Source organism: Oceanobacter sp. ABM4_470, assembly GCF_056158645.1.
This window is the reverse complement of sequence record NZ_JBSWTR010000001.1, coordinates 2,955,219-2,970,525: the sequence shown is the minus strand read 5'-3', so window position 1 is coordinate 2,970,525 and position 15,307 is coordinate 2,955,219. Positions and strand designations below refer to the sequence as shown.

Genomic DNA, 15,307 nt, shown 5'->3' with positions numbered 1-15,307 from the left:
GGTGAATCATGTCTGAAGTAGCCGCTGTATTGCGTGGTGCACGCTTGTCCGCTCAGAAAGCTCGCCTGGTTGCTGACCAGATCCGCGGCAAGAAAGTGGATGACGCTCTGGAAATTCTGTCCTTCAGCACCAAGAAAGGCGCTGACCTGGTCAAGAAAGTTCTGGAATCTGCCATCGCCAACGCTGAACACAATGATGGCGCCGACGTAGACGAGCTGATTGTCAGCACCGTATACGCCGATGAAGGTTTGACGATGAAGCGTATTCGCCCTCGTGCGAAAGGTCGCGCCGATCGTATCTTCAAGCGCACTTGTCACATCACTGTGAAAGTTTCAGAAAAATAGGAGTTGGTCAGATGGGTCAGAAAGTTCATCCAACCGGTATCCGTCTTGGTATTACCAAGGACCACAACTCTGTGTGGTATGCCGGTAAGGACAAGTATGCAGACAACCTGCTGACTGATATTGCTGTTCGTTCCCTGATCGAAAAGCGCCTGGAAAAGGCTTCAGTAAGCAAAGTTGTAATTGAGCGTCCTGCTCAAAACGCCAAAGTTACCATTCACACTGCCCGTCCAGGCATCGTGATCGGTAAGAAAGGCGAAGACGTTGAGGTTCTGCGTAAGGACCTGAGCGAAGTGATGGGTATTCCAGTACACATCAACATCGAAGAAGTTCGCAAGCCGGATCTGGATGCCAAACTGGTAGCCCAGAGCGTTGCCTCTCAGCTGGAACGTCGTGTTATGTTCCGTCGCGCTATGAAGCGTGCGGTACAAAACGCTATGCGTGGCGGTGCTGAAGGTATCAAGATCCAGGTGAGTGGTCGTCTGGGTGGTGCTGAAATTGCGCGTGCCGAATGGTACCGCGAAGGTCGTGTGCCTCTGCACACTCTGCGTGCCGATATCGATTACGCAACCTACGAAGCACACACGACTTACGGTGTTATTGGCGTGAAGGTTTGGATCTTCAAAGGCGAAATCCTGGGTGGTATTCAGGAAGTTCGTGAACGCGCCAAGAATACTGGTAAGAAGAAGTCTGGCGGCCGTTCATAAGGGGATTGAGTTATGTTGTTACCAAAACGTACCAAATTCCGCAAAGTCCAGACTGGTCGTAACCGTGGCCTGGCCATTCGTGGCTCCAAGGTTTCTTTCGGCGAATACGCTCTGAAAGCAACTGGCCGCGGCCGTCTGACTTCGCGTCAAATTGAAGCAGCTCGTCGTGCTATGACTCGTAAGATCAAGCGTGGCGGTAAAATCTGGATCCGTGTCTTCCCTGACAAGCCGATCACCGAAAAACCTCTTGAGGTTCGTATGGGTAAAGGTAAGGGTAACGTTGAATACTGGGTATGCCAGATTCAGCCAGGCAAGGTTCTGTATGAAATGGAAGGCGTTTCTGAAGAGCTGGCTCGCGAAGCATTCGCACTGGCTGCTGCAAAACTGCCTTTCGATACCACGTTTGTTAAGCGGACGGTGCTGTGATGAAAGCAAGTGAACTGAAAGAAAAGTCAGTGGCTGAGCTGAAATCTCAGCTGAATGAACTGTTGAGCGAACAATTCAAGTTGCGTATGCAGAAGGCCACTGGCCAGCTGGGTCAGACTCACCTGATCGGTCAGACTCGTCGCGACATCGCTCGAGTTAAGACTCTGTTGGCACAGAAGGCAGGTGAATAATCATGACTGAGAACACACAGACCGTTCGTACCCTGAGTGGTAAGGTCGTGAGCAACAAGATGGACAAGTCCATCACTGTGCGTGTTGAGCGCTTTGTTAAGCACCCGATTTACAAGAAGTTCGTTAAGAAGTCCACCAAGGTGATGGCTCACGACGAAGCAAACGAATGTCAGATCGGTGACACTGTTACAGTTAAAGAGTCGCGTCCTTTGTCCAAGAACAAGACATGGGCGCTGGTATCAATCGACGAGCGCGCCGCCAAGGTTTAAGACCTGGCGGAGCTAGTTAGGAGCGAATAGCATGATCCAAACACAATCCATGCTGGACGTTGCCGACAACAGCGGCGCGAAGCGTGTTCAGTGCATCAAGGTACTGGGCGGCTCTCATCGTCGTTATGCCGGCATCGGTGATCTGATCAAGGTATCCGTTAAGGAAGCAATTCCTCGCGGTAAAGTGAAAAAAGGCCAGGTAATGAACGCCGTGGTTGTACGTACCCGTAAAGGTATCCGTCGCCCGGATGGTTCTATTATCCGCTTTGACGTCAACTCTGCAGTTCTGCTGAACGCATCTCTGGCGCCAATCGGTACTCGTATCTTTGGCCCTGTGACTCGTGAACTGCGTTCTGAAAAGTTCATGAAGATCATTTCCCTGGCACCAGAAGTGCTTTAAGGGGAGGGGACAGAATATGTTGAAAATTCGTAGTAAAGACGAAGTGGTAGTTATCGCTGGTAAAGACAAAGGCAAGCGCGGTTCAGTACAAAAAGTACTGGCTGACGGTCGTCTGATCGTAACCGGTGTTAACATGGTGAAAAAACACCAGAAGCCAAACCCGTACCTGCAGCAGCCAGGTGGTATCATTGAGAAGGAAGCCGGTATTCAGGCTTCCAACGTAGCCATCTGGAACCCTAAAACTGAAAAAGCTGACCGTGTTGGCTTCAAAGTTGAAGGCGACAAAAAGGTACGTATCTTCAAATCCACTGGCGACGTCATCGACGCCTGATAGGAGCTGGATACTGCTATGTCACGTTTAGAAAACCTGTACAAAGAAGAAGTAGTAGCCAAGCTGAAAGAAGAGTTTGGTTACAAAAACATTATGGAAGTGCCTAAAATCACCAAAATCACCCTGAACATGGGTGTTGGTGAAGCTCTGGGCGATAAGAAACTGCTGGACAACGCCGTTGCCGATATGGAAGCGATCGCTGGCCAGAAAGTTGTTATCACCAAGGCACGTAAATCAGTAGCGGGCTTCAAGGTTCGTGAAGGTTGGCCTATCGGCTGTAAAGTGACTCTGCGTCGCGATCGTATGTGGGAATTTATGGACCGTCTGGTCGATATCGCACTGCCTCGTGTACGTGACTTCCGTGGTATTAACGGTAAGTCCTTCGACGGTCGCGGTAACTACAGCATGGGTGTGAAGGAACAGATCATCTTCCCGGAAATTGACTACGACAAAGTAGACAAGGTTCGCGGTATGGATGTGACCATCACTACGACAGCCAAAACGAACGAAGAAGGCCGTGCTTTGCTGAAAGCGCTGCAGTTCCCGTTCCGTTAATAGGAGTTAGTCATGGCTAAAATTAGCATGAAGCAGCGTGAAGCCAAGCGTGAGAAACTGGTAGACAAGTTTGCTGCCAAGCGCGCTGAGCTGAAGGCAATCATCAAGAATCCAGAATCTTCTGATGAAGAACGTTGGAATGCACAGATGGCACTGCAAAAGCTGCCTCGCGATTCTTCCGCGAGCCGCCTGCAGCGTCGCTGTCAAATGACTGGCCGTCCACATGGCGTTTACCGTAAGTTCAAGCTGTCACGTATTAAGTTGCGTGAAGAAGGCATGAAAGGTAACGTACCCGGCCTGAAAAAAGCTAGTTGGTAAGCACTCCCGCTTCGCATTACCGGGGTTAAGAGCCCCGGTTTTGTCGTCGTGGCCGCTGTACAACAGAGGTAAATATTAAATGAGTATGCAAGATACGTTGGCGGATATGTTCACCCGCATTCGTAATGCCCAGCAAGCTGGACATACGACTGTGAACATGCCGTCTTCCAAAATCAAAGCATCTGTTGCCAAAGTATTGGAAGCAGAAGGCTACATCAGTGGTTTTTCAGTAGACGAAGCGGCCAAGCCGACTCTGTCTATCGAACTGAAATACTACGAAGGCAAGCCTGTTATTGAGCGCATCCAACGTGTTTCACGTCCTGGTCTGCGTCAGTACAAGGGTGCTGCAGAACTGCCTAAAGTTGAAGCAGGTCTGGGCGTAGCCATCGTATCCACCTCCAAAGGCGTCATGACTGATCGCGCTGCCCGTGCTGCGGGTGTCGGCGGTGAAGTTATCGCCACTGTATTCTAAGGGGGGATACCATGTCTCGCGTCGCTAAGGCTCCTGTACAAATCCCTGCTGGCGTTGAAGTCAAGCTGGGTGAAGGAACAATCTCCGTTAAAGGCAAACAAGGCACTCTGGAACTGGCTGTCCACTCTTACGTGGCCATCAACCAGGAAGAAAGCGCCCTGACGTTTGCTGCTACCAAGGAAAACGATAAGAAAGCTACCGCTATGGCTGGTACTTTCCGTTCCCTGGTTAACAACATGGTTACTGGTGTAAGCGTTGGTTTCGAAAAGAAACTGATTCTGCAAGGTGTTGGTTATCGTGCCAAAGCCGCTGGTAACACTCTGAATTTGAACCTGGGCTTCTCCCACCCAATCGATTACGTTCTGCCAGAAGGCGTTTCTGTTGAAACTCCTAGCCAGACTGAAATCGTGATCAAAGGTGCGGACAAGCAAGCGGTTGGTCAGGTTGCTGCAGAAATCCGCGGTTACCGTCCGCCTGAGCCATACAAAGGCAAGGGTGTTCGCTACGCTGACGAAACTGTTCGTCGTAAAGAAGCCAAGAAAAAGTAAGGTCTAGGCCATGAATGAGAAGAAAAAAGCTCGTCTGCGCCGTGCCCAGAAAACCCGGATTAACATCCGTGAAAAAAGCGCGGTCCGTCTGTGTGTACACCGTACACCACGACACATTTATGCTCAGATCATCTCTGCCAATGGCGCTAGCGTCCTGGCAACGGCTTCTACCGTAGAAGCGGATCTGCGTAACGATACAACCGGTAACGTAAGTGCAGCTACCAAAGTAGGCCAGCTGATTGCTGAGCGTGCTAAAGCTGCTGGCATTACCAAGGTCGCTTTCGATCGCTCCGGTTTTAAATACCATGGTCGTGTTAAAGCTCTGGCTGACGCGGCTCGTGAAAACGGCCTCGAATTCTAAGGGTATTGATCATGGCAAATAACGAACGTAATAACGATCGCAATAACGATCGTAACGAAAGCGAATTCCAGGAAAAGCTGGTTCAGGTTAACCGTGTAGCCAAAGTAGTTAAGGGTGGTCGTATCTTCGCGTTCACTGCTCTGACTGTTGTTGGTGACGGCAATGGCCGTGTTGGCTTCGGTCGCGGTAAATCCCGTGAAGTTCCAACTGCTATTCAAAAAGCAATGGAACAGGCCAAGCGCAACATGATTAACGTTCAGCTGGACGGCAACACTTTGCAGTACCCTGTAAAGGCTCGCCACTCCGGTTCCCGCATCTACATGCAGCCTGCATCTGAAGGTACCGGTATTATTGCCGGTGGCGCAATGCGTGCCGTACTGGAGATGGTTGGTATCAAGAACGTTCTGGCCAAGTGCTACGGTTCTACCAACCCGAACAACGTGGTTCGTGCAACTTTCAACGGTCTGGCGCAGATGCAGTCTCCTGAACAGGTAGCTGCCAAGCGCGGTAAGTCCGTAGAAGACATTCTGGGGTAATTGAAATGGCTGATAAAACTATCAAAGTTACCCAGACTCGCAGCACTATTGGCAAACTGCCAAAGCACCGCGAAACCATGAAAGGTCTGGGCCTGCGTCGCATTGGTCACACCGTTGAACTGGAAGATACTCCTTCCGTTCGCGGCATGATCAACCAAGTTCAATACATGGTTAAGGTAGAAGGGGAGTAATATGCGTCTCAATGAATTGAGCCCAGCTCCTGGCTCCAAGACAAACCGCAAGCGCGTTGGCCGTGGTATCGGTTCTGGTTTGGGTAAGACTGGTGGCCGTGGTCACAAAGGTCTGAAATCCCGTTCCGGTGGTAGCGTTGCTCCTGGTTTCGAAGGTGGTCAGATGCCTATCCACCGTCGTCTGCCAAAGTTTGGCTTCACTTCTCGCAAGGCTCGTTTCGTGGCGGAAATCCGTCTGAACGAATTGGCCCTGGTTGAAGGCGATGTAGTTGATCTGGCAGCTCTGAAAGCCGCAGACGTGATCGGCGAACAGTTCAAGTCTGGTCGTGTGATCCTGTCTGGTGAAATCACCAAGGCTGTGACCGTAAAAGGTCTGAAAGTCACTAAAGGCGCGAAAGCTGCCATCGAAGCAGCAGGCGGTAAGGTCGAAGACTAATGGCTACCCAAGGCTCACTGCCACAAGGAATGAACAAGGGTCTGAGCGAATTATTCGCTCGGATCCGGTTCGTGCTCCTGGCAATTGTTGTATACAGGATTGGTACCCATATTCCGGTACCAGGGATTAACCCGGATGCACTTGCTCGGTTGTTTGAACAAAATCAGGGAACCATCCTTGAAATGTTCAACATGTTTTCCGGTGGTGCACTTGAGCGTATGAGTATTCTTGCGCTCGGTATCATGCCGTACATCTCTGCATCCATTATCATGCAGTTGCTTACGGCAGTGAGCCCGCAGCTCGAGCAGTTGAAGAAAGAAGGTGAATCCGGTCGTCGCAAGATTACCCAGTACACCCGTTACGGCACCGTGCTTCTGGCTACGGTGCAGGCGTTCGGTGTGTCTGCGGGTCTGGCTGGCCAGGGTGTTACCTTCTCCTCCGGCCTCGACTTCTACATCGCTGCTGTACCGTCCTTCGTGGCCGGTGCGGTATTCATGATGTGGTTGGGTGAGCAGGTAACTGAACGGGGTATCGGTAACGGTATCTCTATCCTGATCTTCGCCGGTATTGTTGCCGGGTTGCCAAGCGCAATTGGTCAGGCGTTCGAATCTGCCCGCCAGGGTGATCTGAATATCCTGTTGTTGCTGGTCATCGCTGCTCTGGCTGTAGCTGTGGTTGCGTTTGTTGTCTTCGTTGAACGTGGACAGCGTCGCATTACCATCAACTACGCCAAGCGCCAGATGGGCAATCGTCAAATGGCTCAACAGCAGTCGAGCCATCTGCCGCTGAAACTGAACATGGCGGGCGTTATCCCGGCCATCTTTGCTTCGTCCCTGTTGTTGTTCCCTGCCTCTTTGGGTCAGTGGTTCGGCAAGGGTGTGGGCATGGAATGGCTGCAAGACGTCAGCCTGGCGTTGGCGCCTAGCCAGCCGCTTTATATCGTATTGTTTGCTGCCGGTATCATCTTCTTCTGCTACTTCTACACGGCGTTGATGTTCAACCCGAAAGATGTTGCTGAGAACCTGAAAAAATCCGGTGCTTTCATCCCTGGGATTCGTCCTGGTATCCAGACTGCCAAATACATTGACGGTGTGCTGGGTCGACTGACTCTGTTCGGATCGATCTATATCGCTGCCGTATGTCTGCTGCCACAATTCCTGGTGGTTGCTGCCGACGTGCCTTTCTACTTCGGTGGTACTTCCTTGCTGATTGTTGTTGTGGTGGTCATGGATTTCATGGCACAGGTGCAATCTCATCTGATGTCTCATCAGTATGAGTCCCTGATGAAGAAAGCAAACCTCAAGAATGTGGGTTCAGCTCGCTGAGCCCATTTTAGGAGACAGTCATGAAAGTACGTGCGTCTGTTAAAAAAATGTGCCGTGAATGTAAAATCATTCGTCGTAACGGCAGTGTGCGCGTGATCTGTACAGATCCAAAGCACAAACAACGTCAGGGTTAATTTCCTGTCGAGGCGGGTGCGAGAACAAGTTGCTTGCTTTTTAGTTGATCAGCTTGTAGTATCTCGCGCCCTTTCATCAAGTAAAGTGTAACGGAGTTAGACATGGCCCGTATTGCCGGTGTCAACATTCCTGACAACAAGCATGCAGTAATTTCCCTGACCTACGTTTTTGGCGTTGGTAAGACTACTGCCAAGCAGATCTGTGCCGCTACTGGCATCGCAGAAGACACCAAGATTGGTACTCTGAGCGAAGATCAGCTTGACCTTATCCGTAATGAAGTTGCCAAGTTCACGGTTGAAGGTGACCTGCGTCGCGAAGTACAAATGAACATCAAGCGTTTGATGGACATGGGTTGCTTCCGCGGTATCCGTCATCGCCGTAGCCTGCCACTTCGCGGTCAGCGTACTAAAACAAATGCTCGTACCCGTAAGGGTCCGCGCAAGCCAATCCGTAAGTAATTACGAGTTGGTCTTTTAGTGTAGCTGCATTCACTTGTTGCAGTGTTGATATTAAAAGCAGGATTTAAAGAATGGCTAAGCCACAACGAACAACCAAGAAGAAGGTTAAAAAGCAGGTAGTGGACGGCATCGCCCACATCCATGCCTCTTTTAACAACACCATCGTGACCATTACTGACCGTCAAGGCAATGCTCTGTCCTGGGCAACTGCCGGTGGTTCTGGTTTCCGTGGTTCCCGTAAGAGCACTCCTTTCGCCGCTCAGGTGGCTGCAGAGCGTGCTGGTGAAGCTGCTAAAGAGTATGGCTTGAAGAACCTGGACGTTGAAGTAAAAGGTCCTGGTCCTGGCCGTGAATCTGCAGTTCGCGCATTGAATGCTTGTGGTTACAAAATCACAAACATCACTGACGTGACTCCGATTCCTCATAACGGCTGTCGTCCACCTAAGAAGCGTCGCGTATAAGGAGGCAGAATAAATGGCACGTTATATTGGTCCTAAGTGTAAACTGTCCCGTCGTGAAGGAACTGATCTGTTCCTGAAGAGCGGTATTCGCGCACTTGACTCAAAATGTAAAGCAGAAACCAAACCTGGCGTTCATGGCGCTGGTCGTGGTCGTCTGTCAGACTACGGTCTGCAGCTGCGTGAAAAGCAAAAAGTTCGTCGTCTGTACGGCGTTCTGGAAAAGCAATTCCGTAGCTACTACAAGGAAGCAGCACGCCGCAAGGGTGCTACCGGTGAAAACCTGCTGCAACTGCTGGAATCCCGCCTGGATAACGTTGTTTATCGCATGGGCTTCGGTTCCACTCGTGCAGAATCCCGTCAGCTGGTTTCTCACAAGGCAGTCACCGTTAACGGTCGCACTGTAAACATTCCGTCTTTCCAGGTTAATGCTGGTGATGTGATTGGTATCCGCGAAAAAGCCAAAAACCAGGCTCGTATCAAGTCCGCTCTTGAGCTGGCTGGTCAACGTCCTGATTGTGGCTGGATCAATGTGGATTCCAGCAAGATGGAAGGAACTTACACCAACGTTCCGGAACGCGCTGATCTCCCTGCAGAGATCAACGAAAACCTGATCGTGGAACTTTACTCCAAGTAATAGAGGAGCTTAGGGGCAGCTATGCAGCGTGCAGTGAACGAATTTTTGACACCTCGAAACATCCAGGTAGACGAAGTTAGCGCTACCCACGCCAAGGTCACCCTTGAGCCTCTGGAGCGCGGCTTCGGTCACACTCTGGGTGCGGCCCTGCGTCGCATTTTGCTTTCTTCCATGCCGGGTGCGGCAGTGGTTGAATGTGAAATCGATGGCGTATTGCACGAATACAGTGCAATCGAGGGCGTTCAACAGGATGTTATTGAAATCCTGCTGAATCTTAAGGGTGTTGCAGTCAAACTGCATGAGCGTGATGAAGCCAGCCTGACCGTTACCAAAGTCGGTCCGGCTACGGTTACAGCTGCTGATATTCAACTGGATCACGGTGTTGATATCGCCAACCCTGATCACTTCATCGCTGAACTGGGTGAAGGCGCTGAGCTGAAGATGACTTTGAAAGTTGCCTCCGGCCGCGGTTATGAAACCGTTGAAGCGCGTTACCAGAGCGACGAAGAGACCAAGGCAATTGGCAAGCTCCAGCTGGACGCCACTTACAGCCCGGTCAAGCGCGTTTCCTACAGTGTAGATTCTGCACGTGTAGAACAGCGTACTGACCTGGACAAGTTGGTGATTGATCTGGAGACCAACGGCACTATTGATCCGGAAGAAGCGATCCGTCGTTCCGCGACCATCTTGCAGCAGCAGTTGGCAATCTTCGTCAATCTTGAGAATGACGAAGTGGTTGAGCAGGTACGTGAAGAAGAGGAAATTGATCCGATTCTGCTGCGTCCTGTAGACGATCTGGAACTGACCGTTCGTTCCGCCAACTGTCTGAAAGCAGAAAACATTTACTACATTGGTGATCTGATCCAGCGTACTGAAGTTGAGCTGCTGAAGACACCTAATCTGGGTAAGAAGTCTCTGACTGAAATCAAAGACGTTCTGGCCTCCCGTGGTTTGTCATTGGGTATGCACTTGGAAAACTGGCCACCAGCCAGCCTGCGTAACGACGACAAAGTACTGGCTTGATCAGAACGTTCAGTTAGTAAGGAATTTAAACCATGCGTCATCGTAAAAGTGGTCGTCACTTCAATCGTACCAGCGCACACCGTCAAGCCATGTTCAAAAACATGGCGGTGAGCCTGTTCGAACACGAAGTAATCAAGACGACTTTGCCTAAGGCAAAAGAACTGCGTCGCGTCGCTGAGCCGCTGATCACTCTGGCTAAAGAGGATTCAGTTGCGAACCGTCGTCTGGCGTTCTCCCGTACTCGCAGCAAAGAAGCTGTTGGTAAACTGTTCAACGAACTGGGCCCACGCTACAAAGCGCGTCCAGGCGGCTATATTCGTATCCTGAAGTGCGGTTTCCGTGCTGGTGATGCGGCTCCTATGGCCTACGTTGAGCTGGTTGACCGTCCAGTGAACGTTGCTGAAGAAGACGTGGTTGAAGTTCAGGACGATGCAGCTGAATAAGCTCATTTGACTGGCTCGCCAACAGAAAAACCCGCTTCGGCGGGTTTTTTTGTGCCTGTTACTTGAGCGTCGATAATCTCTTGTCGGAAGTCGGAAGTCGGAAGTCGGAAGTCGGAAGTCGGAAGTCGGAGCGTTATATGCTAGTGGCAAAAGGCAGGCATAAAAAATGCGAACCGGGGTTCGCATCAAAGGAAGGTACTCATCCGTGAGTGACGATCATGATGTGGTGTTAACCACACCTCACCAATGTATGTGAAACGCCTGTAAGTTACAGGCGGAGCTTGTAAGGAATCGTCATTGCTTGAATATTCAAGCTTAATCAGTCCGCAAAGCGGCTATTGAGGTATTCAAACACCGCGCGCAGTCCCATGGCTTCACCACCGGTTGGACGACCCGGCAGTTTGCGGTTGTTCCACGCCATCACATCGAAGTGCACCCAAGGGGTGTCATCAATAAACTCCTGCAAATACAGGGCTGCGGTAATAGCTCCGCCAAATGGGCTGGCGGCACTGTTTACCAGATCGGCAATGTCGCTTTTCATCATATCCGCGTAGGGCTGGTGCAATGGCAGTTGCCATACCGGGTCGGTGACTCGTTCACCTGCGTCAGAGAGAGCCTGTGCGACGGTTTTGTTGTTACAGAAGAAGCCCGGTAGCTCTGTGCCCAGGGCCACACGACAGGCCCCTGTGAGAGTGGCGAAATCGATGATGATTTCAGGCTTGTCTTCAATGGCTTCTGCCAGCGCGTCGCACAGCACCAGACGGCCTTCTGCGTCGGTATTGTCGATTTCTACTGTCAGCCCCTTGCGGGTTGGCAGTACATCCCCAGGACGGAAGGCGTTGCCACTGACGGCGTTTTCAACCGCCGGCACCAGTACCCGCAAGCGTACATTCAGCTTGCTGGCCATGATCAGGCTGGCCAGTCCCAGTACATGGGCAGAGCCGCCCATGTCCTTTTTCATCTGACGCATGAAATTGCCGGGCTTGAGGTTCAGACCACCGGAGTCAAAGCAGACGCCTTTACCCACCAGGGTGACTTTGGGCGCGTTCGGGTTACCCCAGCTCAGATCCAGCAAACGCGGTTCGTGAATACTGGCGCGGCCAACGGCGTGGATCATCGGGTAGTTCAGCTCCAGCAGATCGTCGCCAATGATTTCGTGGAATTCAGCACCATGCTGCTCGGCCAGTTTGCTGGCGGCGTCCGCCAAGTGTTGGGGCATCATGTCCTGGGCCGGGGTGTTGATCAGGTCACGGGTCAGGCAAACGGCCGTCAGGGTATTGTTCACACGGGTCAGCAGCGCTTCGTCGGTTAACAGCAAATGGGCCTGCGGCTTGGTGTTTTCCTTGTAGCGAGTGAAACGATAGGCGCCAGCACCCCATCCAAAGGCGATGTTAAACAGCTCGTCGTCGCTGCGGTCGCCTTCAACGGTGTAGTGGCCTGCCGGCAGCTGGTTGGCAAGGTCACCGCAGACGAAGGATTGATCGTATTGCTCGGCCACAAACAGGGCTTCCAGGCAGTGCTCGCCAGGAATCAGAATCAGGCCTTTGCCCTCATAGCCGTTGGCGTCAAGCCAGCTTTCGGCATGGCTGTGTTCGGCCTTCCATTGTGGGTATTCAGCACAGGTCAGGAAGGTGATTGGGCGGGTTTCGCTGCCGTTTTGCAGCTGATCAATAATGTCCATAACAATATCCACTCAATAAGTGAGTTCAGACTAGCCGGTTCGGCGCTTTAATTCGAGCCTCCCGCTGTCCTGCACGCCGGCAACAGCGTCCATGCTGTGGAACGCCCGTAGGCTCGACGGTGTGGAACGTCTGTAGGCTCTATTTTCCTCGGGGTAGCGGCTTACGCGTTCCAGACGATGATCAGACTCTGGAGAATCAGCGTTCAGTGATAGACTTTGCGGCGTTTGAATCCGTAGTGCATGTGGGGACAGAGTGATTGCAGAATTCATAGGTGGCGCCTTGATCGGCCTGGCGGCGATCTGGCTCTGGCTGGCCAATGGCCGCATCAGCGGCATGACCGGGGTGATCTCCAGTTGCTTCAGCTGGATTGGCCACGGCGAGCCCAATCGCTTGTGGGCGGTATGTTTTGCCTTCGGGTTGGTGTTATCCATGCCGGTATTGTTGTTGCTGGGATACATGCCGGAAGCCGTCGACATGACCAGCCACAAGGGGTTGATCATCGCAGGGGGACTGTTGGTTGGTGTGGGCACCTATGTGGCCAACGGCTGTACCAGCGGTCACGGTGTCTGTGGTATGGGGCGTTTGTCACTGCGCTCGGTGGTTGCAACCCTGGTGTTTATGGGGTTTGCAATTCTCACGGTGGCGGTTATGGCGCAATTGCAACGATTGATGGAGGCCGGCTTATGAGTAGATCGGTATCTGAAAGCAACCCATCGATCAGCGCGGGTTACATCGGCTCATTGGTCAGTGCATTGTTGGCGGGCTTGCTGTTTGGCATTGGCTTGCTGCTGTCTGGTATGAATAACCCGGCCAAGGTACGTGGCTTTCTGGATATCTTTGGTGCCTGGCAACCTGCGTTGATGGCTGTCATGGGCGCTGCCGTGCTGGTGTTTGCGATTGGCTGGCGGCTGATCGGTAAACGGCGGCAACCGCTGTTTGAACGCCAGTTCCATACGCCGACCATGACCCGCATCGACGTGCGGTTAATGGCCGGAGCAGCGATGTTTGGCATTGGCTGGGGCATGGTTGGACTGTGCCCGGGGCCTGCGTTGGTTGATATCGCTACCATGAACGGCGATGTATTGTTGTTTGTGCTGGCCCTGCTGGTTGGTAATCGGTTGGCGCACTGGTTGATCGGTCCGGCGCGTTGATTACCCCGGCAGTATTGGCAACGACAAACGATCGAGGCTGGAAACCAAAGGCGAGCAAGAGTTCGGGTTTGCAGTAGGTCAATAGACTGGCGGCTGACAGGAGAGTCGTAATGTCACATCAGTGACACCAAATCGCCACCGGAACGTCAACCAGCCGCAACCCGACTGTCATCGGCCAGATGCTTAATCGACGCACTAGGGATTTACGTCGAACGCGCCATGCCTCTGACTCGCCGGGAGTTTCTGCTCGACAGCGCAGGAACCACGTTGTTTGCCTCCGCAGGCCCGCAACGCAAACAGCGCAGTAACTATCCATTTCGCCATGGCATTGCCAGTGGCGACCCACTGACCGACCGGGTCATTCTCTGGACCCGGATCACTCCCGCGCTTGAAACCACGGATTCCGAACTGACACTTCGCTACCGCTGGTTGATGGCCTCCGATGTGGCGTTAACGCAGGTGGTGCGCTCCGGTCAGGGGCAAACCTCCGCGCAGCGGGATTTCACCGCCAAGGTGGATGTTGACGGCCTGTCGCCCGGGCGAAGCTACTATTACGCGTTCGAAGTTGATGGCCACTGGTCCGACGTCGGCCGTACCCGCACCTTGCCCAGTGGAAGAGTGGATCACCTGCGCATTGCTTACACCTCATGCTCGAATTTCGCCAAGGGTTTTTTCAACGTTTACAAGGAGTTGGCCAAGCGTGCTGACCTCGATGTGGTGCTGCATCTTGGTGACTACATCTACGAATACGCCGAGCTGGAAGATTGCGTACGCACAGGCCGTGTGAATGAGCCTCTGAAGGAAGTTCGGACCCTGGATGAATACCGCACCCGCCACGCCTGTTACAAGCGCGACAAGGACTTACAAGAGGTCCATCGTCAGCATCCCTTTATGGTGATCTGGGATGACCATGAGGTGGCGAACAACGCCTGGGTCGGCGGTGCCGAACAGCACAGCGATGCCAACTCTGGAGACTGGCGTCAGCGGTTGAATGGCGCAGTGCGGGCGTACCTGGAATGGATGCCGATTCGTGAGCCGGATCGCAGCACCATGGGCATTTATCGCAGTTTCCGGTTTGGCGATCTGGTGGACCTCAGCATGCTGGATACCCGCTTGGCCGGCCGCGACCGACAGGCTGACACGTTGGCAGAGCGTGATCGTAACGACCGTACCTTGCTGGGGTTTGAACAGGAAAGCTGGTTTTACAGTCAACTGGTGAATGCCCAACAGCAACAGATTACCTGGAAACTGATGGGGCAGCAGGTGATGGTGGCGCAGCTGGGCACCAACACTATGCCGATTAATTACGACCAGTGGGATGGCTATCCGGCAGCGCGACAGCGCCTGTTCGAGTGCGTGCGGCAAAGCCAGGTGGATAACTTCGTGGTGCTTACCGGCGACATTCATTCATCGTGGGCGTTGGAGCTGTACGATGACCCCTTCGCAGAGGGCGAAGCCACACCGCTTGGCGTCGAGTTCGTGACTCCGGCGGTTACGTCAGAGGGCATTGCCAACCAGACCCGCGCCAGTCTGGCCGCCAGTTCGGTTCAGGCACTGTTACCACACCTGCACTTTGTCGATTTTTTCTATCGCGGTTACGTGCTGCTGGATATCACCCATGAACGTTTGCAGGCCGAGTGGTGGGTGGTCGATAACGTCGCTTCTCACCGTTACAGCAGTGATTGCTTGCGAGCCGTGACGGTGGAGGCAGGTTCGGCCCAACTAGAGGATGCGGTCAATTTGTCGAAGGCGAAGGCCAGTGCGCCACTGGCACCGGCCTTTGCCAACGATCTGGCGTTCCTGAGGCGCTGGCAGCCAGCCACTCAGGACAGCAGCGAGCAGATGCTTGCTGTCCATTCCGAAGCTGTTTATTAGATATCACTGTATGGGGACATCTATTTAATCCGGTGCTC

At 52.7% G+C, this 15,307-nt stretch carries 26 protein-coding genes; 25 read left to right on the top strand and 1 reads right to left on the bottom strand.

Going from position 1 to position 15,307, the window contains the following annotated elements:
• Positions 1-5: 5 nt before the first annotated feature.
• From rplV to rplQ, 22 genes are all read left to right on the top strand, one after another.
• Positions 6-344 (top strand): 50S ribosomal protein L22, encoded by a 339-nt coding sequence (gene rplV, locus ACXADJ_RS13160; RefSeq protein WP_456090130.1) that lies wholly within the window; start codon positions 6-8, stop codon positions 342-344.
• Positions 345-355: 11 nt separating this feature from the next.
• Positions 356-1,048, top strand: coding sequence for a 30S ribosomal protein S3 (gene rpsC, locus ACXADJ_RS13155; protein WP_475066618.1), 693 nt, complete (start codon positions 356-358; stop codon positions 1,046-1,048).
• Positions 1,049-1,060: 12 nt separating this feature from the next.
• Positions 1,061-1,474 (top strand): 50S ribosomal protein L16, encoded by a 414-nt coding sequence (gene rplP, locus ACXADJ_RS13150; protein WP_028293119.1) that lies wholly within the window; start codon positions 1,061-1,063, stop codon positions 1,472-1,474.
• Entirely contained in the window at positions 1,474-1,665 is a 192-nt protein-coding gene (rpmC, locus tag ACXADJ_RS13145) for a 50S ribosomal protein L29 (protein WP_028293120.1), read from the top strand. Before rplP ends, rpmC begins: the two co-directional genes overlap by 1 nt.
• Before the next feature lie 2 nt (positions 1,666-1,667).
• Complete coding sequence (rpsQ, locus tag ACXADJ_RS13140; protein WP_028293121.1) at positions 1,668-1,934, top strand: 30S ribosomal protein S17; 267 nt, start codon at positions 1,668-1,670, stop codon at positions 1,932-1,934.
• A gap of 31 nt (positions 1,935-1,965) precedes the next feature.
• Positions 1,966-2,334 carry a 50S ribosomal protein L14 gene (gene rplN, locus ACXADJ_RS13135; RefSeq protein WP_028293122.1) on the top strand — a complete coding sequence of 123 codons (369 nt, stop codon included), beginning with the start codon at positions 1,966-1,968 and terminating at the stop codon, positions 2,332-2,334.
• Positions 2,335-2,350: 16 nt separating this feature from the next.
• Positions 2,351-2,665 carry a 50S ribosomal protein L24 gene (gene rplX / locus ACXADJ_RS13130; protein WP_028293123.1) on the top strand — a complete coding sequence of 105 codons (315 nt, stop codon included), beginning with the start codon at positions 2,351-2,353 and terminating at the stop codon, positions 2,663-2,665.
• An 18-nt stretch (positions 2,666-2,683) separates the two neighbouring features.
• Positions 2,684-3,220: a 50S ribosomal protein L5 gene (gene rplE, locus ACXADJ_RS13125; protein ID WP_475066611.1), complete on the top strand. Its 537-nt coding sequence runs from the start codon at positions 2,684-2,686 to the stop codon at positions 3,218-3,220.
• Between the two features lie 12 nt (positions 3,221-3,232).
• Entirely contained in the window at positions 3,233-3,538 is a 306-nt protein-coding gene (gene rpsN, locus ACXADJ_RS13120) for a 30S ribosomal protein S14 (protein WP_028293125.1), read from the top strand.
• Positions 3,539-3,617: 79 nt separating this feature from the next.
• Positions 3,618-4,010 (top strand): 30S ribosomal protein S8, encoded by a 393-nt coding sequence (gene rpsH, locus ACXADJ_RS13115; protein WP_028293126.1) that lies wholly within the window; start codon positions 3,618-3,620, stop codon positions 4,008-4,010.
• Positions 4,011-4,021: 11 nt separating this feature from the next.
• Positions 4,022-4,558 carry a 50S ribosomal protein L6 gene (gene rplF / locus ACXADJ_RS13110; protein WP_475066608.1) on the top strand — a complete coding sequence of 179 codons (537 nt, stop codon included), beginning with the start codon at positions 4,022-4,024 and terminating at the stop codon, positions 4,556-4,558.
• 10 nt (positions 4,559-4,568) lie between these two features.
• A complete protein-coding gene (gene rplR / locus ACXADJ_RS13105) occupies positions 4,569-4,919 on the top strand; it encodes a 50S ribosomal protein L18 (RefSeq protein ID WP_028293128.1) in 351 nt (116 codons plus the stop codon).
• A gap of 11 nt (positions 4,920-4,930) precedes the next feature.
• Positions 4,931-5,455 (top strand): 30S ribosomal protein S5, encoded by a 525-nt coding sequence (gene rpsE, locus ACXADJ_RS13100; RefSeq protein WP_028293129.1) that lies wholly within the window; start codon positions 4,931-4,933, stop codon positions 5,453-5,455.
• A 5-nt stretch (positions 5,456-5,460) separates the two neighbouring features.
• On the top strand, positions 5,461-5,646 hold the full coding sequence (rpmD, locus tag ACXADJ_RS13095; protein WP_028293130.1) for a 50S ribosomal protein L30: 186 nt from the start codon (positions 5,461-5,463) through the stop codon (positions 5,644-5,646).
• Position 5,647: 1 nt separating this feature from the next.
• Positions 5,648-6,082: a 50S ribosomal protein L15 gene (gene rplO, locus ACXADJ_RS13090; protein WP_475066604.1), complete on the top strand. Its 435-nt coding sequence runs from the start codon at positions 5,648-5,650 to the stop codon at positions 6,080-6,082.
• Entirely contained in the window at positions 6,082-7,407 is a 1,326-nt protein-coding gene (gene secY, locus ACXADJ_RS13085; protein ID WP_475066602.1) for a preprotein translocase subunit SecY, read from the top strand. The genes rplO and secY overlap by 1 nt, the downstream gene beginning before the upstream one ends.
• Positions 7,408-7,427: 20 nt before the next feature.
• Positions 7,428-7,541, top strand: a complete 114-nt coding sequence (gene rpmJ / locus ACXADJ_RS13080; RefSeq protein ID WP_084644941.1) for a 50S ribosomal protein L36 — start codon at positions 7,428-7,430, stop codon at positions 7,539-7,541.
• A gap of 102 nt (positions 7,542-7,643) precedes the next feature.
• Entirely contained in the window at positions 7,644-8,000 is a 357-nt protein-coding gene (gene rpsM / locus ACXADJ_RS13075) for a 30S ribosomal protein S13 (RefSeq protein WP_028293133.1), read from the top strand.
• A gap of 71 nt (positions 8,001-8,071) precedes the next feature.
• Positions 8,072-8,461, top strand: a complete 390-nt coding sequence (gene rpsK, locus ACXADJ_RS13070) for a 30S ribosomal protein S11 (RefSeq protein WP_028293134.1) — start codon at positions 8,072-8,074, stop codon at positions 8,459-8,461.
• Between the two features lie 13 nt (positions 8,462-8,474).
• On the top strand, positions 8,475-9,095 hold the full coding sequence (rpsD, locus tag ACXADJ_RS13065) for a 30S ribosomal protein S4 (protein WP_028293135.1): 621 nt from the start codon (positions 8,475-8,477) through the stop codon (positions 9,093-9,095).
• A 21-nt stretch (positions 9,096-9,116) separates the two neighbouring features.
• Entirely contained in the window at positions 9,117-10,118 is a 1,002-nt protein-coding gene (locus ACXADJ_RS13060) for a DNA-directed RNA polymerase subunit alpha (protein ID WP_028293136.1), read from the top strand.
• A 32-nt stretch (positions 10,119-10,150) separates the two neighbouring features.
• Positions 10,151-10,561: a 50S ribosomal protein L17 gene (rplQ, locus tag ACXADJ_RS13055; protein WP_028293137.1), complete on the top strand. Its 411-nt coding sequence runs from the start codon at positions 10,151-10,153 to the stop codon at positions 10,559-10,561.
• Between the two features lie 319 nt (positions 10,562-10,880).
• Here rplQ and ACXADJ_RS13050 read toward each other — a convergent pair whose 3' ends face one another.
• On the bottom strand, positions 10,881-12,242 hold the full coding sequence (locus ACXADJ_RS13050) for a leucyl aminopeptidase family protein (protein WP_475066592.1): 1,362 nt from the start codon (positions 12,240-12,242) through the stop codon (positions 10,881-10,883).
• A 253-nt stretch (positions 12,243-12,495) separates the two neighbouring features.
• On the opposite strand from ACXADJ_RS13050, the gene ACXADJ_RS13045 reads away from it, so the two are divergent.
• The 3 genes from ACXADJ_RS13045 (at position 12,496) to ACXADJ_RS13035 (ending at position 15,269) form a co-directional block, all read left to right on the top strand.
• Positions 12,496-12,930 carry a YeeE/YedE family protein gene (locus ACXADJ_RS13045; protein ID WP_475066590.1) on the top strand — a complete coding sequence of 145 codons (435 nt, stop codon included), beginning with the start codon at positions 12,496-12,498 and terminating at the stop codon, positions 12,928-12,930.
• The gene (locus ACXADJ_RS13040; RefSeq protein WP_475066588.1) at positions 12,927-13,394 is read left to right on the top strand and encodes a DUF6691 family protein; all 468 of its coding nucleotides are present in this window, start codon (positions 12,927-12,929) and stop codon (positions 13,392-13,394) included. Before ACXADJ_RS13045 ends, ACXADJ_RS13040 begins: the two co-directional genes overlap by 4 nt.
• 219 nt (positions 13,395-13,613) lie before the next feature.
• A complete protein-coding gene (locus ACXADJ_RS13035) occupies positions 13,614-15,269 on the top strand; it encodes an alkaline phosphatase D family protein (protein ID WP_475066586.1) in 1,656 nt (551 codons plus the stop codon).
• The last annotated feature ends 38 nt before the right edge of the window (positions 15,270-15,307 follow it).